A 21,407-nucleotide genomic window follows, 5' to 3' on the forward strand; every position below is an offset into this window, starting at 1 on the left:
TCGGACCGGGATCAGAAGTAGTGCTCCTCTCGCACCATCTCCACCGCCCGGCGGATGGAGCGGAGGCCGAAGTCTGCCGGCACGATCTCGCGTGTCGGGACGATGAGCAGCCTGGCGACGTCGTCTCCCGCCTGATCCACATAGGGCACGAGGGACTCCACCTTGAGGTGGTAAAAGAGGTCCAGCGTGTGGAGCGTCATCCCGGAGTAGAGGTAGAGATTGGGGAGAGAGAAGAGGTACTTCGGTGGTCTGTGGATCCCTCCACGGAGGCCGCCAAAGGCATCGATGCCGGTCTCCTCCCGCAGCTCACGCGCCATCGCCTCCTCACCGGTCTCATCCATATCGACAAAGCCTCCCGGCAGATCGTAGGTACCGATGGCAGGCTCCTTGCCGCGCACGGCGACGAGCATATTGTCCATCAGGTCGGTGATGAAGCAGGCACAGGCAGCTTGCGCATTGGCGTAGTACTCAAAGCCGCAGTCCTCGCACTTCTTCGCCTTGGCATTGACGACCGTGAAGTGAGGGCTGCCACACTTGGGACAGTGGGCAAAGAGCTCCAGAGGATGCTCAGCGGCAGCCCCTGCAGGAGTGGTGATTACATTTTTCTTCTCCATAATAACTTTTATATGACTCGCTTGGTAGGTTGTATCAATTGAGGATCAGCAGCACCAGGTCCAGCAGTATCTCATCCGGATCGCCCTGGTCGCTGTACATCCCCTTACTCCTGGCGTCCGAGTGGCGCAGGGCGTGAATGATCTCGACGACGCGGCGGGCGGGATAATTCCGCAGCCCGAGCATGATGTCCTTGACGAAAAAGGAAGAGCTGATACCGAGGTAGCCCATCACGCTCTGCTCTGTACGTGGCTGAGGGGCATAATAGGCGGTGAGCAGGTCGGCAAAGTAGCAGAAGAGCGTCGGGATGATCATCTGCACCGGCACCCGCTTGCTGTCCTCCGAGAGTGAGCGGGCGATGATGAGCGACTGCCGCCGGTCCTTACGGGCGAGGGCGCGCTTGAGGTCAAAGGCGGTGTACTCCTTATTGAGCCCCGTGTAGGTGAGCACCTGCTCGGGAGTGACCTGAGCGCGCACCTCTGAGGGAAGGGCGAGTGCCAGCTTCGCCAGCTCGCTATCCAGTCGGGTGACGTCGGTCCCGATATGCTCCGCCACCACCTGCACCGCCTCCGGCGTGAGGGTCAGCCCGTGCTCGAGGGCGAGGGGACGTATGTAGCCACTGATCTGGTAGTCCCGGATCTCGGGCGACTCCACGTAGAGCCCCACCGACTTCGTCAGGCTCTTGATCACGCTGAGGGTGCGGGCGGGCTTCTTCCCGCCCTTGAAGCAGAGCACCACAATGGACGAGGGGACCGGGTGATCAACGAGGTTGCCCAGCACCTCCATGAGCGATCCTCCTCCACCCTGCATCATCGCCTGCGCCTCCCGGACCACCGTGAGGGTGTACTTCGCCATCATCGGTGCGCGCCGTGCTGCAGTGAGGAGCTGAGAGGGCGTCGCCGTGGTGCCGTAGAGGAGGGTGTAATTGAAGTCCTTCGCCTCCTCCGGCATATAGGTGGCCTCGATTTTTTTCTCTATCTTGTCGATGAAGTACTCCTCCTCTCCTGTAAGCAGGTAGATGCGGTACGGCTCCTTGGTGGAGTCGATCGCGGCGAGGACACTCTGTGGCTCTTTAGTGTAGGGCATGGCGGTAGTGATGACTTCTGAGACAAATATACCCTTTATGACGGAAAGTAGAGCGAGCGAGCGACCAATGGTCTACGACCCCCTCCGGCGGAAGGAGGTGGCGCTGACCCCCGAGGAGGGAGTCAGGCAGGGGATCGTGCGCCACCTGATCGACAAGCTGGGCTATCCGCACGAGCTGATGGGCAATGAAGTGGCGCTGCGCGTAGGGAAGCTCTCCCGTCGCTGCGACACACTCGTCATCGCCCCTGACCGGTCGCCGCTGATGATCATCGAGTACAAGGCGCCCTCCATCCGCCTCTCAGATGCGGTGCTGGAGCAGATTTACAGGTACAACTCAGTCCTCCGGGTCCCCGTGCTGGTGATCACCAATGGGCGAGAGATCTACGCCTACCTCGTCGGCTACGACGGCGAGGAGACCCGCCTCCTCGCCCGCCTCCCCTCCTACCCCGAGCTCCTCACCCTCACGAGGAGAGACTGTCCCTGACATAGGCTCTTGTAAAAAAAGTATCTTTGGGGCACAAAATAAGTCTGTCATCATCACCATGTACGCCATGAAAAGACAACTTGCCCTAAGCCTACTCCTCCTCATACTTTCCCTCCCGGCAATCGCCCAAGATCATACGATAGCCGGCAAGGTGGTGGATGAGACGGGAGCGGGTATCTCCTTCGCCACCATCGCCCATTGCAACCCCTCCGACAGCACCGTCATAGACGGGCTGGTTGCAGACGAGATGGGGCGCTTCACGCTGGACGGGGTGAGCCTGCCTGCCCTCCTACGCATCTCCTCGCTGGGATACCAAGCCTCCTACAGATGCGTGGAGAGTACCACATCGACACTTGTGATCCCACTGGTCGCTGATCCGTCCCTCCTTGACGATCTCATGGTGATCGGTGAGCGGAAGAGCCTCAGCCCCACCTCCGGCGGCTTACGCATGTCTGTGGAGGGGACAATCCTCGCGACTAAAGCCTCCATGAAAGACCTGCTCCTCACGCTCCCCGGCATAGTGGACGATAATGGCAGCCTCCGGTCTCTCGTGTCAGGAAGCGTGACGTACTACATCAATGGGAGAAAAGTACGTCGCATGGAGGAAGTCAGGCAGCTGGACCCTAAGCGAGTAAAGTCCGTCTCCCTGATCACCAATCCCGGAGTGAAGTATCCCGGCACAACGGGCGCGGTCGTCGAGATACAGAGTAATGAGCGTCTCCAAGGGCTCTCCTCCACACTCGGTGCAAGCTACACGCGCAACCACCTCAACTCCCACCGAGAGTGGTGCAACCTCGCCTACCAAAATGACCGGGTGAGTCTCTTCGGCAACTTGGAATACAATAGATTTGGCAGAGCTGCTCGTCAGGACATGACCTATACCCAATGGGCACCTCCGCGAGAGGATATGAGAACCCTCCTCCTCAGCAAAACCTATATGAACACCCTGTCGATGGGGACCGGCATCTCGTACCGACCAAGTAAGAGATGGGAAGTGACGCTTGACGGCAGTCGGGACAGCTACCATATGCAAGACCTCGGTGATGCATCGTATGAGATCTCGGAGTCCGGCACGCGGCGTCTCACAAGCAGCTCACACTCCTCTCTATCCCAGAGAGGATCTCAGAGCCAGGTCACTCTGACCGGGAGATACACCCTATCGGAGCGGCTCAGGGTAGACCTCTCAGCCGACTACCTCGACACTCGGGCGGATCGCCAGCAGTCTGTCGATGAGAGCACCCCCGGCGAGACCTCTCGCCGGGTCACCACCACCAATGGCAGCAGGTATCGACTGCTGGCAGGTATCGGTCAGGTCCACTATAGTCTCGGTGAGCACGGCAACCTACTGGTGGGGGACGAGGTCAATCTCATCCATCTCTCCGCGACCACCACCGGACTCCCCCGTATGACAGACAAGGAGGCCGGATACGACGAGACAGTGAATGCCCTCTATGCAGAGTATACCCATTCCCTCGACAAGGTCTCACTAAGTGGGGGACTGCGATACGAGTACCAGCGTACAGAGATGTCAGAGACCGGCGAGGTCGCAAGCTATGGAAATATACTTCCCTACTTCGCCCTCTCCTTCTCCTCCGGGATATGGTCTCACAATCTCAGCATCCGATCCGTTGCTCTGAGACCCTCCCTCGGACAGCTCAGTAACAGCACCTACTACCTCAATAAGTACAATAGTCAGGTAGGCAACCCCGACCTCAAGAGACAGCTCAAGACCACACTGCAGTACGTCGCGTCTGTCAGGAGTTTCTACGTGAGCGGAAAGCTGACCCGCACCAAGGATCCGATCTTCGTCACCTACAGGACCGATCCGACTGACCGACATCGATTCATTAACTCGTGGGACAACTTTGAGGGGGACTACTGGAGCGGCTCCCTCTTAGCCAACTTCAATCACAGATACGGAGTCTACAACCCGAATATCTCGCTCGGACTCTTCGGCAGCTCAGCCGCAGTAAGGGTCGGAGATGAAGTGAAGCGACTGAGCAGACCACAGCCATACCTCCACCTGGGCAACAGCCTGATTCTCGACCACGTGGATATGAGCTTGGACTATACCTATGTCGGCAAGGGCTACTCCGGTATATTCCTTGTGGAGCCGGTGCACTACATAGACCTCAGCATCCACGGCTCCCTGCCGAGTAAGGGACTTGACCTGACGCTCAAGTGGCACGACCCACTGCGGAAGCACATCAGCAGGTACGCCACGCAGATAGGGGACATAGGGTTCGCACAGGTGGAGGATCAAGACCTATCGTACATCAGTGCGACGATCACATGGCGCTTTAGCTCCAAGGAAAACAAGCAGCACCGGTCGACCGTCAAGTCCTCCGAGCGCAATCGGCTCTGAGACAGCCTGCGGGAAGCGACAAGTCTAATATCGGTATTAGCGAGAGGTATACTAAGGTAAAAAGGGACTGATGGCAATGGGATCGACTGTAGAGAGGGCATAAAGAGCGAGTCATTTGGGAAGCAAAAGTTTTCTGACCTACTTTCGTTTCCTTCCTTCTCACACCACCGTACGTGCCGTCTGGCATTCGGCGGTTTAATTCTTTTTCAAAGAGTGTCTAATCATATTCGATTAGTTTTATCTTCCGTCTCTCTTAATTGCCGCTTCCGATGCATGCGTGCTTAGCTCTTTGTGGTCGCTAGCATTGACATTTTGACCGTTGCCACCCGTCAGCAATAACATCGGAACATACATTCTTGATTAACGTCTGTCCTTCGTCTTATCCTGCTCGAGAACTGCTACTTCGACCTCTGCTGACTCCTCGACATTCGTTGTTACTATCCTCAATGGACTGCCGAGACCTCACGGGATAAGCCTTACATCTTTCATCGTTTATCTGCCTAATTGACGCGTCAAGGTTACGGTTGCCTTTTGGATCTTAACTGTCTTTGGACAGCTTGTCCGCTTGATACACTTTTGTATTAGGTTTCTGTTCGTCAGGCCACGAGTTCGCTATTGCTTCTTCTCTCACAAGGGTCACCCCTTGAGAATTGCAAGTCGCTATGGAGTTCGTTGGCAACTACACCCCGAGTGGACTTTCACCACAGATGTATGACATGCCCATCATACAAAAAAAGGACACCCCGGGTCTGCGCCGAAGTGCCCCGAAGGAAGATAGTCCTAGGTACGAGTTACCTAAAGCGGTATCGTATTCCGAGCTGGATCTGCCATGGATTACCGGAGTAAAAGGGCATACCAGCATTGGGTCTAACCTGATACTGATAAGCCTTAGTGACAGGGTCAAAACCCTTGATATTATAGAGGGCGACAGTGCTCCCCAGTCTCTTATCCACTCCCCAGGCTTTATTGAGAAGGTTAGTTACATTGAATAGATCAAGCGACAGCTCTATGTGGTGGTCTCTGTAGACCTTGAAGTCCTTGGTGAGGCGGAGGTCAAGCGTTCCATAGAATCCCTGCTCCCCTCCATTGCGCTCGGCGACCTTACCGAAGCTACTCTTGAGATACTTCTTGAACCCTGGATCTACTTCGGGATTATTGAGGATCTCAGTGAGGCCATCTGCGATCTCATTGGGGGTGCTTGGGGCGTCGGGATCAAAGACATAGGCGAGGTCGTTGCTGTCGACAAAGTCTCCATTGACATTACCATTGACCGTCATAGAGTATCTCTGCCCGGCGATCCCGCTAAAGCGCATACCTACAGACACTCCCCAGATAGAAGGTAAGGCTCCATAGGCGACGACCTTATGGCGGAAGTGATTATTGGAGTAATTCATCCGCGAGAGATCGCGAGGATCATCCACTACCTGGTAATACAGGGTGGCAGAGTTGGCGACATTTCCGTTGTATGAGGTGTTGTCCCGTGTATCGCCGAGGGTGTAGCTGACATTGAGTACACCATCTCTGTAGTAGTGCCAGACAGCATCAAGGACTAGTGCATACTGATTGACCCGTCCCTCACTGATGAGTTCGAGGACACGACCAACCCTGGGGCTGAGTCGTCCCTCTCTCCAGTCAGGTCGTCCACCTTTGATCGTCTCAGCAGGAACAAAAACTCCTCTACCGGCCTCCTGAGAGAGGGTAAAGAAGGGCTTCTCCACCATGTTGCGATCAACGTAGAAGTAGTTATTCCTCGTCCAAGAGCCGTAAAGGGTCGCTGTGACCTTGAGCGCATTGGAGAAGAAGTGGGAGTAGGAGAGATTGGCTTTGATGACATAGGGGACACGCACATGGGGGCTATTCATATTAATCGTAGAGACCATCGGTAGTTCCCGACCAGGAGCTGTGGAGGGATCCTGACGATAACCCTTGAAGTCGGGCACCGGCAGATCCTGCCTGATATCTACAGCACCAACTTTGGTTCCATCATTGAGAAGATTATTAATCATAGAGTAGTTATTGATGGCTGAGCCGAAGAGCCCCGTCCCGAAACGCAAGAAGTCGGTGCCTCTCTCTCCGATATCCCATGTGAGCTGCATACGAGGCTGCAGGAGGAGACTGCGGACGCCTCTGTCAGTATCGAGCCCAAGCTCCTGCTTGATGAGAGGGTTGTGGGCAGGCTTATTGAAGTAAAAAGTGCCTTCACCTCTCAGGCCTCCCATCAGGGTGAGTCCCCCTCCTATCTGTGCTGTCACTTGACCGTAGATAGCAGCAAAAAGTATTCCCTGTCGCACTGTAGGATCGTCCACCAGGGGGACCTCTCGAGCAAAACGGTAGGGCTTTATGTCTCTAAAGTCGTCCAGACCAGAAAAGTAGAAAACACCGTTTTGCTCACTCGTAATGAGGGAGGACATATGGGTGTACATTAGGTCGACTCCTGCAAGGTACTGCATAGGTCCACGATCAATATAGAAATTGTCGACCAACTGAAGAACATCATCGCTGAACTTCTCTGGTAAGTACCGCTGTCCTCCGATCTGGAACCCCTTGCGGACCTCCTTGCCATCTACGGTGGAGACGACATTCTCAACTATAGCTCTAGGTATATTCTCTCTCGGGAGCTCCTCCCCCGGAGTGCCATGGTCCAAGACGTGGAGGTACTGAAGCTTCAGGTCGTTGGTCATCGAGGCCCCGACTTTGCTCCGGAGCTGGACCATAAGGTTATTGTCCATCGATAAGTGGCTCCCGTAGACCTCTAGGAGGTTGATATTGTATCCTCGATCACCGACTCCTCGACGATTGAAGTCACGGACGAAATTATCTCTTACCGTGAGGAGATTGTCCTCATTGATCTGAAAGTCAAGTCGTGCGAATAGGGCATCAGAGTGACGAATCTTGTCGAAGGAGCCAAACTGAGCTCCCTCGCCGACCCCATACTTGGTCCGGGCAATATCGAGAAATGCATCTAGCGTCTCCTGCGAGACACTATACCGGCGCTCCTCGTCAACACTGTGAATATCTGCAATCCTAAGGGGTCTGGCATCCCGTTGATGATCCCAGGCGAAGAAGAAGTGCAGCCGGTCACGGATGATCGGACCTCCTACTGACCCACCATACTGATAGATAGAATACTCACTCGTACGATCATTGCCCGAGGCATCGAAGGGACTTGCTAGCACATTGTGACGTATGAAAGTGAATGCGCTTGCTCGCAGATCATTTGTCCCAGACTCTGTCACGGTACTGACGGTACCTCCTCCTGATCGCCCAAAGGTAACGTCATAGCGATTAGTGACGATCTCAAATTCACGGATCGCCTCCATAGAGATGGAGTAAGGTCCCCTATTGGTTGTACCTGAGGAATAGGTGCTCTTGGAAGTCATACCATCGACTGTGTAATTGGTAGAGCTCTGGAGCTGCCCTGCGAGGCTGCTTCCGCTCGTCAGGGGCGAGAGCTCCATCAGTCCGGTAAAATTTCGCCCCTCGACCGGCAGCAGAGCGATGTCTCCAGTGGAGATGGATGTGGCAGCCCCTACATTGGGAAGTTCGTTCTTGAGCGAATTGGCAACCACGGTGATCCCATCCAGGTTGACAGAGTGACTGCCAAAGTGGAAGTCCACACTCAATGCATTCCCTTGATTGAGGGTATACCCATTCTTGAACAGGTCTTTATACCCCACATAGGATACGGAGACTACGTAGGGACCCCCAAGGGGGACCTCCCTGAAAAGATATCTCCCGTCTGCTCCGGTCGCCGTGGTCTGCCGAAATCCGGTAGACTCATTCCGAAGCCTGACGATAGCACCCGGGAGTGCCAGATCCTCCTCATCATACACCATCCCACTGATAGTAGCAAGGGTAGTCTGTGCCCTCAATGTGTGGAGACACACGCTGAGCAAGAGTACTGAAGTCAATAGGAGCAAAAGCTCCCTGAGCCTGAGATTTGCTTGTAGAGTCATCTTACTTGTCATTTTCTTTACGGACTTTATCCATTTCGAGGACAAAAATAGACGATGCGTATGACGATTTGTTTACGAACTAATCTCAAAACACATAAGAATTGTCACAGAGAGAGGCAAATACAAAATTAGTATAGGAGTATCCGTATCGTCACAGATTTGTAGGCAGATCGTCAAAGTGTATTGGCACCTTTGCAATACGTAAATATGGTCTAATCATTTCAAACTCTAAACAATGTCACACCAAAGATCAATCCTAGCGGTAACAGTAACACTCCTATCACTCGCTTCCATCACAATGCGGGGTCAGAACGTAAGCGGTTTCGTCTATGAGGATAGGAATATCAATGCCCTCAGGGACAGCAGCGAAAGGGGTCTATCCGGCATCCCGGTATCCAACGGCAGAGAGGTGGTACTCACCTCCTCAGATGGCGCCTATAACCTGCCAATGGGTCCATCAGGTGTCGTCTTCGTGATCAAGCCGAAGGGGTATCGCTTTCTCGCAGACGGAGAGGGACAGTCTAAGTCCTACTACGTCCACAGCGAGAAGGGCTCATCGAAGAAGCTGAAGTATACGGGGATTAAGCCGACCGGTCCACTGCCTCGGTCAGTAGACTTCGGTCTCATCGCTGATCCCACTGAGGAGAATAGCTTCAGTGTACTCCTCTTCGGGGACACACAGGTCTCCAATGAGAAGGAAGTCGAGTATTTGCAGAGAAGTGTGATCGATGAGCTTGAGGGCACCAGGTCGGCAGCCTTTGGGATCACCCTAGGAGATCTGGTCAATAATGTCCTCGACCTCCTCCCAGACTATAAGGGCGCCATAGACAGGATTGGTCTTCCTTGGTATCACGTGATAGGAAATCATGACCACAATCAGGACGTTGCGGACGACAGTCTAGCCTCGGAGACCTTCCGTGCGGTACTAGGACCTGAGAACTATGCCGTAAACTATGGCAAGGTGCATCTCTTAGTCCTAGACGATATCCTCTTCCCGGACCCAAAAGGGGAGTCACAATATTGGGGTGGATACAGAGAGGACCAGCTAACCTTCATCAAGAACGATCTCAAACATGTACCTCACGATCGTCTTGTGATCATCGCCCAGCATATCCCACTTTTTAATGAGTCGGGAGACTCATTCAACACTCGGGACCGGAGTCAGCTCTTTGAGCTATTGAGGCCCTTCGAGAACGTCCTCCTTCTCTCTGCTCACACCCACTATCAGATGCACCACTTCTTTGGTCCCGAAGAGGGCTGGTATGGTGTCAAGCCTCTCCATGAGTATAATGTCGGCACCGTCTGTGGCGATTGGTGGTCAGGTGACTTCCATGCAGATCCTAAGTGTCCTGACGGCACTATGCGGGACGGGACCCCAAGGGGCTTCGCTTATATTGATGTCAATGGGACAGACTACAAGCTTAGATATGAGGTGCAGGGTGCTGATCCTAGTATGGGGATGAGACTATACAATACGAGGGTCGTAGACGCGGACGACGGGAGAGGCATACTGACGGCAAATATTTTCATGGGACGTGTGGGTGACATCGTGGAGTACTCGATTGATGGAGGTGAATGGAGACCTATGACCAAGGTGCTGCTGCCTGACCCATCTTACGCTCAAATGGTGATGGAGTACGATGAGGAGCGAGATACACTTAAGGACGGTCGGCGACCCAATAATCCTATTATCTGCTCACATATCTGGAGTGCAGGGCTTCCTCGCAAGACCACTCCCGGTGAGCATATCATCAAGGTCCGCACGATAGACTCTTATGGTCGTGAGTATATGTCGGAGACCACTTTTCGATCTATAAAGCGCTGACCTTTGACACCAAAACTTAAGGCAGAGAGATTGTCTTGCGACGATCTCTCTGCCTTAGCAACTGTAAGAATATAGGGGGAATCAGTCCTCAGCCATATAGGCAGCCTCGTGGAAGATCTCAGCAACCGTCGGATGGGGGAAGATCTGATGGCGGAGCTCATCGAGCGTCATGCCCTCAGTGATCGCCAGACCGCCGATGGCGATGATCTCAGAGGCGGGGTCACCATAGATCTGCACCCCGAGGACCTTCTTCGTCTCGGCATGGTAGAGGATCTTGAAGAGTCCGGTGGCGCGCTCATTCTCTACGATGAAGCGTCCGGCAAAGGTCATCGGGATCTTGAGAGCCTTGTAGTCGGTGCCAGCCTTCTGCAGCTCATCCTCGCTGGCTCCCACGCTCGCAAACTCGGGGCTGGTGTAGATGACTGAGGGGATGGAGTCGTAGCGAGCCTCCTCATCGGCACCATCGACGATATTGCGGATGGCCACCTCGCCCTCGTAGTAACCCACATGGGCGAGCATGATGCCACCGACGCAGTCACCTGCAGCGTAGACGTGCTTGTGAGAGGTGCGCATGTGACTGTCGACCTTGATGGCACGCCGGTTCATCTCGATGTCGAGCGTCTCCAGCCCCAGCCCCTCGGTGATGGGTCGGCGACCGGTGGAGAGGAGGATGCGCTCTGCCTCGAGGACCTCTCGCTGACCCTCGTAGGTCTCTATGGTGACGGCTCCAGTATGGAGGGAGACCACCTTAGCCTGGAGGTAAAACTTTACCCCGGCCTTCTCGTACTCCTGCTGGAGGAGCGAGGAGACCTCAGAGTCCATCGGGCCGAGGATCTTGGGGATCATCTCCACGACCGTCACATCGACGCCCATGGCGGAGTAGAAGCCTGCAAACTCCATCCCGATGACTCCGCCGCCGATGATGAGGATCGACTTGGGGAGCTCGGGGGCGCTGAGTGCCTCGGTGGAGGTCCAGTACTCGGTCTCTGCGATGCCATCGATGGGCGGGATGCTCACCTCACTACCAGTGGCGAGGAGGACGTCGGTGGCGGTGTACTCGGTGTCGTTGCAGCGGATACGGATCTTGCCGTCATCGGTCTCTCCGTCGAGGACTGCGAGACCATCGATGATCTCGACGCCGGACTTGAGGAGCTTCTGCTTGACGCCGGCGACCAGCTTGCGGACGATCTTCTTCTTGCGGGTCATGATCTTGCCGTAGTCGGCGGTGACGTCACCATCAACGGTGATGCCGTACTTATCAGCATTGCTGATCTTCTCAAGGAGGTGGGCGGAGTGGAGCATAGCCTTGGTGGGGATGCAGCCCTCATTAAGGCAGACGCCGCCGAGGTGATTGCCTTTCTCGAAGAGGACCACCTTCTTCCCCTTCCCGGCAGCATACTCTGCTGCATTGTATCCGGCGGGACCACCGCCGATGACTGCGATATCGTAGGTCATGGTATTTTTTTAGAAATAGTTGGATATGGTCTTGTCATTACATACACCGGCAAGTTACCCATTTTCCGCGTAATGGGGTACAAAAAAAGGAGACGTACTCCACGAGCGGGGTACGTCTCCATTGACTTTATATATAGAAGTGACCTTACTTGGTCTCCTCCTCGGCGGGGGTCTCGACCTTGGCCTCCTCTACGGGAGCAGCCTCAGCGGTCTCCTCGCTCTTCTTGCGACGAGAGCGACGGGTCTTCTTAGCGGTCTTCTCCTCCGTTGCCTTGGTCTTGCCCTTCTGAGTGTAGACCTCATTGAAGTCCACGAGCTCGATGAAGCAGGTCATGGTGTCATCACCACGACGACGACCCAGCTTGATGATGCGGGTGTAGCCACCGGGACGGTCAGCCACCTTGGGTGCGATCACCGTGAAGAGCTCAGTGACAGCCTCCTTATTCTGGAGGTCACGGAATGCCATACGGCGATTATTGAGGTTGTCCTCCTTACCGCGGGTGATCATCGGCTCTACGTGCATACGGAGTACCTTGGCCTTAGCGAGGGTGGTGACAATCCTCTTCTCCATGATCAGCGAGGCAGCCATATTGGAGAGCAAAGCCTTGCGGTGACTGCTGGTGCGGGAGAGATGATTGAATTTCTTATTATGTCTCATTATGCTACTTAGTCTTTATCAAGTTTGTATTTGGCGACATCCATATCGAAGGTGAGCTTGAGCTCATCGAGGAGTGCGTAGACCTCATTGAGAGACTTCTTGCCGAAGTTTCGGATCTTAAGCAGCTCACTCTCCGAGAAGGCGACCAGGTCCCCCAGCGTATCGATGCCGGCAGCACGAAGACAATTGAGCGCTCTGACGGACAGCATATCCTCAGAGAGCTTTGTCTTCAGGAGCTGACGGAGACGCATGGTGGCCTCGTCGAAGGTATCGCTACCCTCCTCGGTCTCCAGATCGTACTCGATCGTCTCATCGTGGAAAAGTCGGAGATGAGAGATCAGGACATCAGCCGCATCCACGAGCGCCTGCTTGGGCGTCACCGAGCCATCGGTGTCGATGTCAAGGATCAGGCGGTCGTAGTCAGTCTTCTGACCCACACGGGTATTCTCGACGCTCATCTTGACATTGAGGATCGGGGTGTAGATCGCATCGATGGCGATACGCTCCGGGTCATCAAAGGACTCGGCAATATCGTCAGAGGAGACCCATCCGCGACCCTTGTCAATGAAGAGCGTGAGGTCAAAGGAGGCTGACTTGTCGAGGTGGCAGATGACCTGCGACTTATTGATCACCTCGAAATTGGATAGCGGGGCGATATCGCCTGCTGTCAATTGCTTCTTATCCTTTCCACTGACCTTGATCGTCACCTGCTCATCGTCCTCACCCTGGATGGTCTGCTTGAAGCGGACCTTCTTGAGATTAAGAATGATATTTGTCACATCCTCAACAACTCCCGGCACGGTGGCAAACTCATGAGCCACGCCGGAGATCTTGATGGAATTGATGGCAAAGCCCACGGGCGAGGAGAGGAGAATACGACGCAGAGCATTGCCAATGGTAAGACCGTATCCGGGCTCCAATGGCTTGAAGTCTGCTCTCCCATGTGTGGGTGTCGACTCCGTGAAGACCAGCTTGTCTGGTTTTTGGAATACTAGTAAAGCCATATCACTGCTATTAAATGACTCGAAAGTCGGAAAGGATCAATTATTACTTAGAGTACAGCTCGATGATAGACTGCTCTACGATATTCTCAGGAATATCAGCGCGCTCGGGCACGTGGAGGAAGGTACCTGCCTGTGCCGCACCATCCCAGGCGAGCCAGGAGTACTGGTTGTGACCCAGACTCTGTACCGCCTCGCGGATGATCTCAAGATTCTTGTCTCTCTCACGTATGCCGACGACCTGGCCGGGCTGTACGGAGTAGGAGGGGATGTCGACCACCTTGCCGTCTACGACGATGTGACGGTGGTTGACGAGCTGACGAGCTGCAGCACGAGACTTAGCGAGACCAAGACGGAATACTACATTGTCGAGACGCTGCTCCAGCAACTGGAGGAGGATCTCGCCACGTACACCGGGCATACTGGACGCCTTCTTGTAGTAGTTGCGGAACTGACGCTCCAGCACTCCATAGGTGTACTTTGCCTTCTGTTTCTCGCGCAGCTGATTACCATACTCGGATGCCCTACGGCGACGGGAGTTTCCGTGCTCTCCGGGAGGTGTTGTCTTCTTGCTCTTGACATTGCCAAAGACAGGCTCGCCAAACTTGCGATTGACCTTAGCTTTAGGACCTGTATATCTTGCCATGACTTATCTATAACTATTGTGTGTGGATTATATGAGATCGATCGGTGGGATCCTCCAAGGGACCGGTACAGTGCTGCGCGTCGTCCCTGTATCTATCACTCCGCCAGAGTGGCAGAGGCACCAGCTTACCGGAGGGTAAGGTGCGCGACTCCTACAGGGGCATTTCTCTTATCTACACTATGCCGTCACTTATCTATGAGGGATACCTGAGACGATGACACGTGGTCATTGATCGCTCTCAGATCTCATCATCAGGGTTTACGACGCTTGGGAGGACGGCAGCCATTGTGAGGCATAGGCGTCACGTCGATGATCTCCATCACCTCGATACCGGCGTTATTGATCGTGCGGATGGCACTCTCGCGACCGTTACCGGGACCCTGTACGTAGACCGTCACCTTGCGGAGACCGGCATCGTGAGCCTTCTTGGAAGCATCCTCGGCAGCCATCTGAGCGGCGTAGGGGGTGTTCTTCTTAGAGCTCCTGAAGCCCATCTTACCGGCAGAGGACTGGCTGATAGCCTGACCCTGATTATTGGTGAGGGTGATAATGATGTTGTTGAAAGAAGAGTGGATGTGAGCCTGACCGATGGCATCGACCTGGACCTTTCTCTTCTTGGCTGTTTGATTCTTTGCCATAAACTATAGATGACCGTGTTACTTGGTCGCCTTCTTCTTATTAGCGACCGTCTTCCTGCGTCCCTTGCGGGTACGAGCATTGTTCTTGGTCTTCTGTCCACGTACGGGAAGACCATTACGGTGTCTGATACCGCGGTATGACCCGATATCCATGAGGCGCTTGATGTCCATCTGCTGCATACTGCGGAGGTCTCCCTCGACCTTGTAATTAGCAGTGATGTACTCACGGATAGCGGCAGCCTGATCGTCTGTCCAGTCCTGGACCTTGGTCTCACGCGGCACCTCCGTCTTGTCGAGGATGGTGCGAGCTGCGCTGCGGCCAATGCCATAGATGTAGGTCAGTGCGATCTGTCCCTGCTTGTCTTGCGGTAAGTCTACACCTACTATTCTTATAGCCATATATTATAAAAACGTAAATGATTGGATGTGTCTTAGTAGACTAAGATACCATCTGCTCAAGATACTCGTCCTTATAATCCACGGGGACCACACTCTCTCGAGTGCGTCTCCGAGGGATTACTTCTGACGCATCTTAAACTTAGGGTTCTTCTTGTTGATGACGTAGAGGCGTCCCTTGCGACGTACAAACTTGCAGTCGTCGTCACGCTTCTTGATAGAAACTTTGACTTTCATCTCTTTCTCTGCTATAGTCTCAGGCGGCAACCCTTGTCCCCGCCAATGATTAGTGTTGGTAATAGTTCGATGCCCGGACTGACCCTCTCGAGGTCCACTCCAAGCCTCCGGAGCTACATATAGGTCAAAATCGCCTACTCACAATAAGAGACTTACTTGTACCGGTAGACGATACGACCCTTGGTGAGATCATAGGGGGACATCTCCACCTTCACACGATCGCCGGGGAGGATGCGGATGTAGTGCAGGCGCATTTTGCCGGAAATGTGTGCAGTGAGCTCGTGCCCATTGTCCAGCTCTACCTTAAACATAGCGTTGGACAGAGCCTCTACGATGACACCATCTTGCTCTATTGCTGGTTCTTTTGCCATTATGCTTTCTCCTTGATGTATTATAAAATGTATCTCTCAATGATAAGAAATCCTCTCGACTCCTGCAAGTCCTCAGCTCAGAAGGTCTCCCTACCGATCACCTCGTAGATGTAGTCGAAGCTGCTCATCAGCTTGGCTCGTCCGTCGACCACCGCCATGCAGTGCTCGAAGTGAGCGGCCGGCTTACGGTCCTTAGTGCGGACCGTCCAGCCGTCATTGCTGATAAAGACATTCTTACTACCGAGGGTAATCATGGGCTCGATGCAGATGCAGAGTCCCTCCTCGATCATGGGACCGGTCCCACGGTGCCCATAGTTGGGCACATTGGGATCCTCATGCATGCCACGACCGATGCCGTGGCCGACAAACTCCCGGACCACACCGTAAAACTTCGCCTCGCAGTGCTTCTGCACCGCCTCGCCGATGTCTCCGATGTGCTTGCCCACCTCTACCTGATCGATGCCGAGGTAGAGTGCCTCCTTGGTCGTATTGAGCAGATCAGCCACCTTGGGGTCAATCTCTCCGACGGGGAAGGTGAAGGCGCTATCGCCGATGAAGCCGCCAAGCTCCGTGCAGAGGTCCACCGTGATGATGTCGCCCTCCTTGAGGATAGCGTCGGGGCTGGGGATGCCGTGTACGACGATCTCATTGACCGAGACACAGATGCTTCCCGGGAAGCCCTCATATCCGAGACAAGCCGGGTAGCCACCATGACTGATGATAAAGTCGTGCGCCACCTTATCCAGGTCCGCCGTGCTGACGCCCGGTCGGATGTGCTTAGCCACCTCCGCGAGGGTGCGGCTATTGAGCTGATTGGCGAGATAGAGCTTATCGATCTCCTCGCGCGTCTTGAGGATAATGTGATTGCGTCGAATCATCAGTGTCAGTCGTTAGTGGATTCTATCTCTCTTGAGATCAGTGGTACATATTGCCGTTACGGCCCTTGATATGAGTGCCCTCAAGGAGTCCGTCATAGTGGTGCTGTAGGAGCATACCCTCCACCTGCTGCAGTGTGTCGAGGACCACACCGACCATAATGATCAGAGAGGTGCCGCCGAAGAACTGCGAGAACTGTGCGTCGATACCCATCAGGCGAGCAAAGGCGGGGAGGATGGCCACGATGGCGAGGAAGATGGCACCGGGGAGGGTGATCTTGCTCATCACGTCATCGATGTACTCCTTGGTCGCCTTACCGGGCTTGATACCGGGGATAAACCCATTTGACCGCTTGAGGTCGTCAGAGATCTGACCGGGGTTGATCGTCACTGCGGTATAGAAGTAGGTGAAGACGATGATCAGGAGAGCAAAGATGAAATTGTACCAGAAGCCGGAGCCCTGCATAAACTGCTGCCAGAAGGGCGAGATATTATTCCCGTAGCCGATGAAGGTAAGCGGGATAAACATGATCGCCTGAGCGAAGATGATCGGCATCACGTTGGCGGCATTGATCTTCAGCGGGATATACTGACGAGCGCCACCATACATACGGTTGCCGACGGTCCTCTTGGCATACTGCACCGGGATACGGCGGGTCCCCTGCACCAGCAGGATAGCACCGATGATCACGATCAGGAGGAGTAGGAGCTCGAGGATAAAGACGAAGAGACCTCCGGTGACATTGAAGCGAAGTACAAACTCGCTCACGATGGCAGAGGGGAATCGTGCGAGGATACCCACGAGGATGATAAAGGAGACACCATTACCTACACCACGCTCCGTGATGCGCTCACCGAGCCAGAGGGTCATCATCGAGCCGGCAGCCATGTAGACCGTACTCCGGAAGTAAAACCAGAAGGTCGAAGGCATAGCTACACCGACGGTGGCGAGCTGATTACGCAGGTTGATCAGGTAGACCGGGCCCTGGATCAGCAGGATGATGATGGTAAGGTATCTCGTCCACTGTCCCAGCTTACGCCGACCACTCTCACCCTCGCGCTGCATCTTCTGGATGCTGGGCACTACCATCGCCATAAGCTGGACGACGATAGAGGCAGAGATGTACGGCATGATACCGAGTCCAAAGACAGATGCATTGCTAAACGCACCACCTGAGAACATGTCCAACAGTGCCATCAGTCCGCCGCGTGTCTGATCATGCAGCGCCGTAAGCGTCGACGGATCAATACCGGGGAGGACGATGGTAGTGCCAAGACGATAGAGGACGATGAGCCACAGTGTCGTCAGGATACGCTGGCGCAGGTCATCAATCTTCCAGATGTTTCTTATCGTCTCTACAAACTTCATGGGATAAGTGTCTTAGGGTGAAATGTGAGGAGCAAAAGATCAGGACAGCACCTCAGCCACACCGCCGGCCTTCTCGATGGCCTCCTTGGCAGTAGCTGAGAATGCATGTGCGCGGATGGTAAGCTTCTGGCTCAGCTCACCATTGGCAAGGATCTTGACGGGGGCGGTGGCGGACTTCTTGATGAGACCGGCAGCCTTGAGCTCCTCCGGAGTGATCTCTGTGAGACCCTTCTGCTCAGCGAGCTGGGCGAGGTCACTCAGACTGATGATGGTATACTCGCGACGGTTGGGAGAGTTGAAGCCGACCTTCGGCAGACGACGCTGCAGAGGATTCTGACCACCCTCGAAGCCAAACTTCTTAGAGTAGCCTGAGCGGCTCTTGGCACCCTTCGTACCACGGGTAGAGGTATTTCCAAGACCGGATCCGGTACCACGGCCTACGCGCTTGCGAGCCTTAGTGGCTCCGTCAGCCGGTTTTAGGGATGATAAATCCATGACTTATGTTGTAATACTTATATATCGATTAAAAGACGTGTCGCTATCGTGGAGAGCTCCGCCCTACTCCTTATGTCCCCCGGCGTCCCGCTGTGGGGAGCATCTGTGAGGGAGAGAGTAAAGGGGTCCTCTCCGCGTAGAGCTACCGGATCACTCCTCCACCACCTCGATGAGGTGACGGACGATGCGAAGATTGCCCCTATTGACGGGCGTATCCTCGACGTCGATGATGCGATTGAGCTTACGGAGGCCCAGAGCATTAAGAGCGTCCTTCTGCGCCTTGGTAGTGCGGATGCGACTACGTGTTTGCTTGATTTTCATCGTCTTATTATTCCTTAGTAATAATCGTACTCGAGAGACTTCTCGCTCTCAGATCAGCCCTTGAATACCTTCTCGACGGAGATACCACGGGTACGGGCGATGTCCAGGGGGCTGCTCAGCTTGGAGAGGGCGAGGATGGTGGCCTTGACGACGTTGTGGGCATTGGATGAGCCGTTGCTCTTGCAGAGGACGTCGGTCACTCCGACCATGTCGAGTACGGCACGCATAGCACCACCGGCAACCACTCCGGTACCCTCAGATGCAGGGCGGAGGAGCACCTCAGCACCGGCAAAGCGGGCACTCACCTCGTGAGGGATGGTCCCCTTGAAGACCGGCACCTGGATGAGGTTTTTCTTAGCAGCATCGGTACCCTTGGTGATAGCGGTGGAGGTGTCGTTGGAGCGGCCGAGACCGTAGCCGATGACACCCTTACCATCACCTACCACGACGATGGCAGCGAGGGAGAACGTCCGTCCACCCTTGGTGACCTTGGAGACCCTATTGATGGCTACGAGACGATTCTCGAGCTCTATATTATTAGTAGAGGTTACTCTCTTCATATCTTTATGCAATAGTTCGTGTGATCGATATCTCAAAAGACAAGCCCTGCCTCGCGAGCGGCATCAGCCAGCTCCTTGACACGACCATGGTAGAGGTAACCATTACGGTCGAAGACGACAGTCTTGACACCGGCATCCATAGCCTTCTTGGCGACGTCGCTACCGACTTGCTTAGCGATCTCTCCCTTGGGCGCCTTCTCGGCGATCTTGAGGGAGCTGCTGGCAGCAAGAGTCTTACCGGTAGTATCGTCGATCACCTGAGCATATATCTGGCGATTACTGCGGAATACCGACAGGCGCGGTCTCTCGGTCGTGCCGGAGATGTGCTTGCGGACGCGCTTCTTGATCTTGAGTCTTCTTTCTCTTTTAGTAATCATACTTCTCTCTCTTCACTTGATGTTTTGACTTAGGCGCATGCATTACTTAGAAGCAGCGGCTGCCTTACCCGACTTGCGACGGATGGTCTCACCGACAAACTTGATACCCTTACCCTTGTAAGGCTCCGGCTTACGGAAGGAGCGGATCTTGGCGCACACCTGACCAAGCAGCTGCTTGTCACAGCTGGAAAGGATGACCAGAGGAGCCTTATTGCGCTCCATCTTAGCCTCCACCTGGATCTCAGGAGCGAGCATCAGATAGATGGGGTGAGAGTAGCCGAGAGAGAGCGTGAGGAGCTGACCCTGTGCCTCAGCACGGAAGCCGACTCCGATGAGCTCCATAGTCCTGGTGTAGCCCTCGGATACACCGACGACCATATTGTGGATCAGCGAGCGTACGAGTCCGTGCTGAGCACGCTCCTCGATGCTGTCCGTAGCGCGGGTGACATGCACCTCACCATCCTTCACCTCTACGGTGAGACGGGAGTCATAGTCCTGGGTCAGGGTACCCTTGGGTCCCTTTACGGTGACGACGTTGTCCTTGATAGATACCTCTACTCCGGCCGGGATGGCTATGGGAAGCTTTCCGATTCTTGACATGATGTATATCTTCTTCTTAGAGTTAGGTATTAGTAGACGTAGCAGATCACCTCACCTCCGATGTGGAGATCAGCTGCATCCTTATTGGTCATCACCCCCTTGGAGGTGGATAGTATGGCGATGCCGAGACCATTGAGGACTCGGGGGAGGTCGTTCGCACCGACATAGCGGCGGAGACCCGGGCGAGAGACGCGACGTAGCGACTTGATGGCCGGAGCCTTGGTCGCCATATCGTACTTAAGGGCGATCTTGATCGTGCCCTGATGCTTTGGATCCTCGTCGTCAAACATGTAATTAAGGATATAACCCTTCTCAAAGAGGATCTTGGTCATCTCCTTCTTCATGTTGCTGGCAGGGATTTCCACCACGCGGTGGCGTGCAGAGATTGCATTGCGCAATCTTGTCAGATAGTCTGCAATTGGATCTGTCATAAGTAACTCATTAAATTGATCCACTCGTGTCCTGAGTTAGTGGGGATCACAAGCGGACAATATTTAACAATAGAGCACCGGATATGCCCGTCAACAGCCGTCCCACAGGGGATAGATGGAGTAGGCGTTACCCGACCTCGTATAGCCTTTTCACTCTGAAAAGTAGGCAAAGATACACAAAATCACCGACATAGTACAATCCCCACCCTCTTTTCTCAGAGAGAAATCATGGGGAAAGCATACGCTGCACCGCCGGGCAAGTCTCCCTAAGGCGCTCATGAGACCTCTCCTACCGGCCTCGCTATGGGCGAAATCTAATACCGATATTAGAGATCTCTAATACCGATATTAGGCGCGACTAATATCGGTATTAGGGAAGCTCCTGATCGACCCGCCTGGCCTGCCCTACCCGGCCGACCCTTCCTGACCTGCCCGACTCGTATGACCTGTCCGCCCCCAAAAAACAAGAAAAGGGCCCCCACAGTCGTAGTGACTGAGGGGGCCCTCTGGGTCTTTATGGTGCAGACCGGATCTTCCCTACAGGGAGGGGATCACCAGCTGGACTTCTTGACACCGGGGATGAGTCCCTTGGAAACGGCTAATTCGCATTTTGATGTGCTGGGTGGGTGAGGGTGTTGAAAGGGGGATT

The 21,407-nt window shown here is 54.4% G+C and carries 22 protein-coding genes; 3 read left to right on the top strand and 19 right to left on the bottom strand.

Annotated features, from left to right (window positions below; genetic code table 11):
* Window positions 1-11: 11 nt before the first annotated feature.
* Both QZR17_RS05380 and holA read right to left on the bottom strand, forming a co-directional pair.
* Window positions 12-614, bottom strand: a complete 603-nt coding sequence (locus QZR17_RS05380; protein ID WP_297128645.1) for an NUDIX domain-containing protein — start codon at window positions 612-614, stop codon at window positions 12-14.
* A 34-nt stretch (window positions 615-648) separates the two neighbouring features.
* On the bottom strand, window positions 649-1,698 hold the full coding sequence (gene holA / locus QZR17_RS05385; protein ID WP_297128648.1) for a DNA polymerase III subunit delta: 1,050 nt from the start codon (window positions 1,696-1,698) through the stop codon (window positions 649-651).
* A gap of 37 nt (window positions 1,699-1,735) precedes the next feature.
* Between holA and QZR17_RS05390 the strand changes: the two genes are divergently transcribed.
* Both QZR17_RS05390 and QZR17_RS05395 read left to right on the top strand, forming a co-directional pair.
* Window positions 1,736-2,182: a type I restriction enzyme HsdR N-terminal domain-containing protein gene (locus QZR17_RS05390; protein ID WP_297128650.1), complete on the top strand. Its 447-nt coding sequence runs from the start codon at window positions 1,736-1,738 to the stop codon at window positions 2,180-2,182.
* Window positions 2,183-2,249: 67 nt separating this feature from the next.
* Window positions 2,250-4,547, top strand: coding sequence for a TonB-dependent receptor (locus tag QZR17_RS05395; protein WP_297128653.1), 2,298 nt, complete (start codon window positions 2,250-2,252; stop codon window positions 4,545-4,547).
* Between the two features lie 791 nt (window positions 4,548-5,338).
* Here QZR17_RS05395 and QZR17_RS05400 read toward each other — a convergent pair.
* Window positions 5,339-8,515: a carboxypeptidase-like regulatory domain-containing protein gene (locus tag QZR17_RS05400; protein WP_307983355.1), complete on the bottom strand. Its 3,177-nt coding sequence runs from the start codon at window positions 8,513-8,515 to the stop codon at window positions 5,339-5,341.
* Between the two features lie 286 nt (window positions 8,516-8,801).
* Between QZR17_RS05400 and QZR17_RS05405 the strand changes: the two genes are divergently transcribed.
* Complete coding sequence (locus QZR17_RS05405; RefSeq protein WP_297128658.1) at window positions 8,802-10,328, top strand: calcineurin-like phosphoesterase family protein; 1,527 nt, start codon at window positions 8,802-8,804, stop codon at window positions 10,326-10,328.
* A gap of 81 nt (window positions 10,329-10,409) precedes the next feature.
* Here QZR17_RS05405 and lpdA read toward each other — a convergent pair whose 3' ends face one another.
* The 16 genes from lpdA to rpsH all read right to left on the bottom strand — a co-directional run bounded on the left by lpdA (window position 10,410) and on the right by rpsH (window position 20,758).
* Window positions 10,410-11,783, bottom strand: a complete 1,374-nt coding sequence (lpdA, locus tag QZR17_RS05410; RefSeq protein WP_297128661.1) for a dihydrolipoyl dehydrogenase — start codon at window positions 11,781-11,783, stop codon at window positions 10,410-10,412.
* A gap of 145 nt (window positions 11,784-11,928) precedes the next feature.
* Window positions 11,929-12,441: a 50S ribosomal protein L17 gene (gene rplQ, locus QZR17_RS05415; RefSeq protein ID WP_297128663.1), complete on the bottom strand. Its 513-nt coding sequence runs from the start codon at window positions 12,439-12,441 to the stop codon at window positions 11,929-11,931.
* 8 nt (window positions 12,442-12,449) lie between these two features.
* Window positions 12,450-13,445 (bottom strand): DNA-directed RNA polymerase subunit alpha, encoded by a 996-nt coding sequence (locus QZR17_RS05420; RefSeq protein ID WP_296164101.1) that lies wholly within the window; start codon window positions 13,443-13,445, stop codon window positions 12,450-12,452.
* 43 nt (window positions 13,446-13,488) lie between these two features.
* The gene (gene rpsD / locus QZR17_RS05425) at window positions 13,489-14,088 is read right to left on the bottom strand and encodes a 30S ribosomal protein S4 (RefSeq protein ID WP_070465481.1); all 600 of its coding nucleotides are present in this window, start codon (window positions 14,086-14,088) and stop codon (window positions 13,489-13,491) included.
* A 251-nt stretch (window positions 14,089-14,339) separates the two neighbouring features.
* Window positions 14,340-14,726, bottom strand: a complete 387-nt coding sequence (gene rpsK, locus QZR17_RS05430; protein ID WP_018106935.1) for a 30S ribosomal protein S11 — start codon at window positions 14,724-14,726, stop codon at window positions 14,340-14,342.
* 18 nt (window positions 14,727-14,744) lie between these two features.
* A complete protein-coding gene (gene rpsM, locus QZR17_RS05435; protein ID WP_070465484.1) occupies window positions 14,745-15,125 on the bottom strand; it encodes a 30S ribosomal protein S13 in 381 nt (126 codons plus the stop codon).
* A 117-nt stretch (window positions 15,126-15,242) separates the two neighbouring features.
* Window positions 15,243-15,359 (bottom strand): 50S ribosomal protein L36, encoded by a 117-nt coding sequence (gene rpmJ, locus QZR17_RS05440; RefSeq protein ID WP_018106937.1) that lies wholly within the window; start codon window positions 15,357-15,359, stop codon window positions 15,243-15,245.
* A gap of 152 nt (window positions 15,360-15,511) precedes the next feature.
* Window positions 15,512-15,730 carry a translation initiation factor IF-1 gene (gene infA, locus QZR17_RS05445; RefSeq protein WP_070465486.1) on the bottom strand — a complete coding sequence of 73 codons (219 nt, stop codon included), beginning with the start codon at window positions 15,728-15,730 and terminating at the stop codon, window positions 15,512-15,514.
* Window positions 15,731-15,807: 77 nt separating this feature from the next.
* Complete coding sequence (gene map / locus QZR17_RS05450) at window positions 15,808-16,608, bottom strand: type I methionyl aminopeptidase (protein WP_297128667.1); 801 nt, start codon at window positions 16,606-16,608, stop codon at window positions 15,808-15,810.
* 37 nt (window positions 16,609-16,645) lie between these two features.
* A complete protein-coding gene (gene secY / locus QZR17_RS05455; protein ID WP_297128671.1) occupies window positions 16,646-17,974 on the bottom strand; it encodes a preprotein translocase subunit SecY in 1,329 nt (442 codons plus the stop codon).
* 39 nt (window positions 17,975-18,013) lie between these two features.
* Window positions 18,014-18,469, bottom strand: coding sequence for a 50S ribosomal protein L15 (gene rplO, locus QZR17_RS05460; protein ID WP_297128674.1), 456 nt, complete (start codon window positions 18,467-18,469; stop codon window positions 18,014-18,016).
* A 150-nt stretch (window positions 18,470-18,619) separates the two neighbouring features.
* Complete coding sequence (gene rpmD, locus QZR17_RS05465) at window positions 18,620-18,790, bottom strand: 50S ribosomal protein L30 (RefSeq protein ID WP_296164943.1); 171 nt, start codon at window positions 18,788-18,790, stop codon at window positions 18,620-18,622.
* 53 nt (window positions 18,791-18,843) lie between these two features.
* Window positions 18,844-19,350 (bottom strand): 30S ribosomal protein S5, encoded by a 507-nt coding sequence (rpsE, locus tag QZR17_RS05470; protein WP_296164942.1) that lies wholly within the window; start codon window positions 19,348-19,350, stop codon window positions 18,844-18,846.
* 32 nt (window positions 19,351-19,382) lie between these two features.
* Window positions 19,383-19,727: a 50S ribosomal protein L18 gene (rplR, locus tag QZR17_RS05475; protein ID WP_070465505.1), complete on the bottom strand. Its 345-nt coding sequence runs from the start codon at window positions 19,725-19,727 to the stop codon at window positions 19,383-19,385.
* Between the two features lie 42 nt (window positions 19,728-19,769).
* Entirely contained in the window at window positions 19,770-20,327 is a 558-nt protein-coding gene (gene rplF, locus QZR17_RS05480; protein WP_070465508.1) for a 50S ribosomal protein L6, read from the bottom strand.
* A gap of 29 nt (window positions 20,328-20,356) precedes the next feature.
* Window positions 20,357-20,758: a 30S ribosomal protein S8 gene (gene rpsH / locus QZR17_RS05485; protein WP_025081669.1), complete on the bottom strand. Its 402-nt coding sequence runs from the start codon at window positions 20,756-20,758 to the stop codon at window positions 20,357-20,359.
* Window positions 20,759-21,407: the final 649 nt, after the last annotated feature.

It is taken from the genome of uncultured Porphyromonas sp. (genome assembly GCF_900541275.1).
Taxonomy (GTDB): Bacteria; Bacteroidota; Bacteroidia; order Bacteroidales; family Porphyromonadaceae; genus Porphyromonas_A.

Bases quoted from the DNA above. Each gene is read 5' to 3' on its own strand.
- rplF (WP_070465508.1), bottom strand. From the start codon at position 20,327: ATGTCAAGAATCGGAAAGCTTCCCATAGCCATCCCGGCCGGAGTAGAG.
- rplR (WP_070465505.1), bottom strand. From the start codon at position 19,727: ATGATTACTAAAAGAGAAAGAAGACTCAAGATCAAGAAGCGCGTCCGC.
- rpsK (WP_018106935.1), bottom strand. From the start codon at position 14,726: ATGGCAAAGAATCAAACAGCCAAGAAGAGAAAGGTCCAGGTCGATGCC.
- rpsD (WP_070465481.1), bottom strand. From the start codon at position 14,088: ATGGCAAGATATACAGGTCCTAAAGCTAAGGTCAATCGCAAGTTTGGC.
- QZR17_RS05390 (WP_297128650.1), top strand. From the start codon at position 1,736: ATGACGGAAAGTAGAGCGAGCGAGCGACCAATGGTCTACGACCCCCTC.
- map (WP_297128667.1), bottom strand. From the start codon at position 16,608: ATGATTCGACGCAATCACATTATCCTCAAGACGCGCGAGGAGATCGAT.
- lpdA (WP_297128661.1), bottom strand. From the start codon at position 11,783: ATGACCTACGATATCGCAGTCATCGGCGGTGGTCCCGCCGGATACAAT.
- QZR17_RS05380 (WP_297128645.1), bottom strand. From the start codon at position 614: ATGGAGAAGAAAAATGTAATCACCACTCCTGCAGGGGCTGCCGCTGAG.
- rpmJ (WP_018106937.1), bottom strand. From the start codon at position 15,359: ATGAAAGTCAAAGTTTCTATCAAGAAGCGTGACGACGACTGCAAGTTT.
- QZR17_RS05420 (WP_296164101.1), bottom strand. From the start codon at position 13,445: ATGGCTTTACTAGTATTCCAAAAACCAGACAAGCTGGTCTTCACGGAG.
- holA (WP_297128648.1), bottom strand. From the start codon at position 1,698: ATGCCCTACACTAAAGAGCCACAGAGTGTCCTCGCCGCGATCGACTCC.
- QZR17_RS05400 (WP_307983355.1), bottom strand. From the start codon at position 8,515: ATGACAAGTAAGATGACTCTACAAGCAAATCTCAGGCTCAGGGAGCTT.
- rpsH (WP_025081669.1), bottom strand. From the start codon at position 20,758: ATGACAGATCCAATTGCAGACTATCTGACAAGATTGCGCAATGCAATC.
- secY (WP_297128671.1), bottom strand. From the start codon at position 17,974: ATGAAGTTTGTAGAGACGATAAGAAACATCTGGAAGATTGATGACCTG.
- rplQ (WP_297128663.1), bottom strand. From the start codon at position 12,441: ATGAGACATAATAAGAAATTCAATCATCTCTCCCGCACCAGCAGTCAC.
- rpmD (WP_296164943.1), bottom strand. From the start codon at position 18,790: ATGAAAATCAAGCAAACACGTAGTCGCATCCGCACTACCAAGGCGCAG.
- infA (WP_070465486.1), bottom strand. From the start codon at position 15,730: ATGGCAAAAGAACCAGCAATAGAGCAAGATGGTGTCATCGTAGAGGCT.
- rplO (WP_297128674.1), bottom strand. From the start codon at position 18,469: ATGGATTTATCATCCCTAAAACCGGCTGACGGAGCCACTAAGGCTCGC.
- QZR17_RS05405 (WP_297128658.1), top strand. From the start codon at position 8,802: ATGCGGGGTCAGAACGTAAGCGGTTTCGTCTATGAGGATAGGAATATC.
- rpsE (WP_296164942.1), bottom strand. From the start codon at position 19,350: ATGAAGAGAGTAACCTCTACTAATAATATAGAGCTCGAGAATCGTCTC.
- rpsM (WP_070465484.1), bottom strand. From the start codon at position 15,125: ATGGCTATAAGAATAGTAGGTGTAGACTTACCGCAAGACAAGCAGGGA.
- QZR17_RS05395 (WP_297128653.1), top strand. From the start codon at position 2,250: ATGAAAAGACAACTTGCCCTAAGCCTACTCCTCCTCATACTTTCCCTC.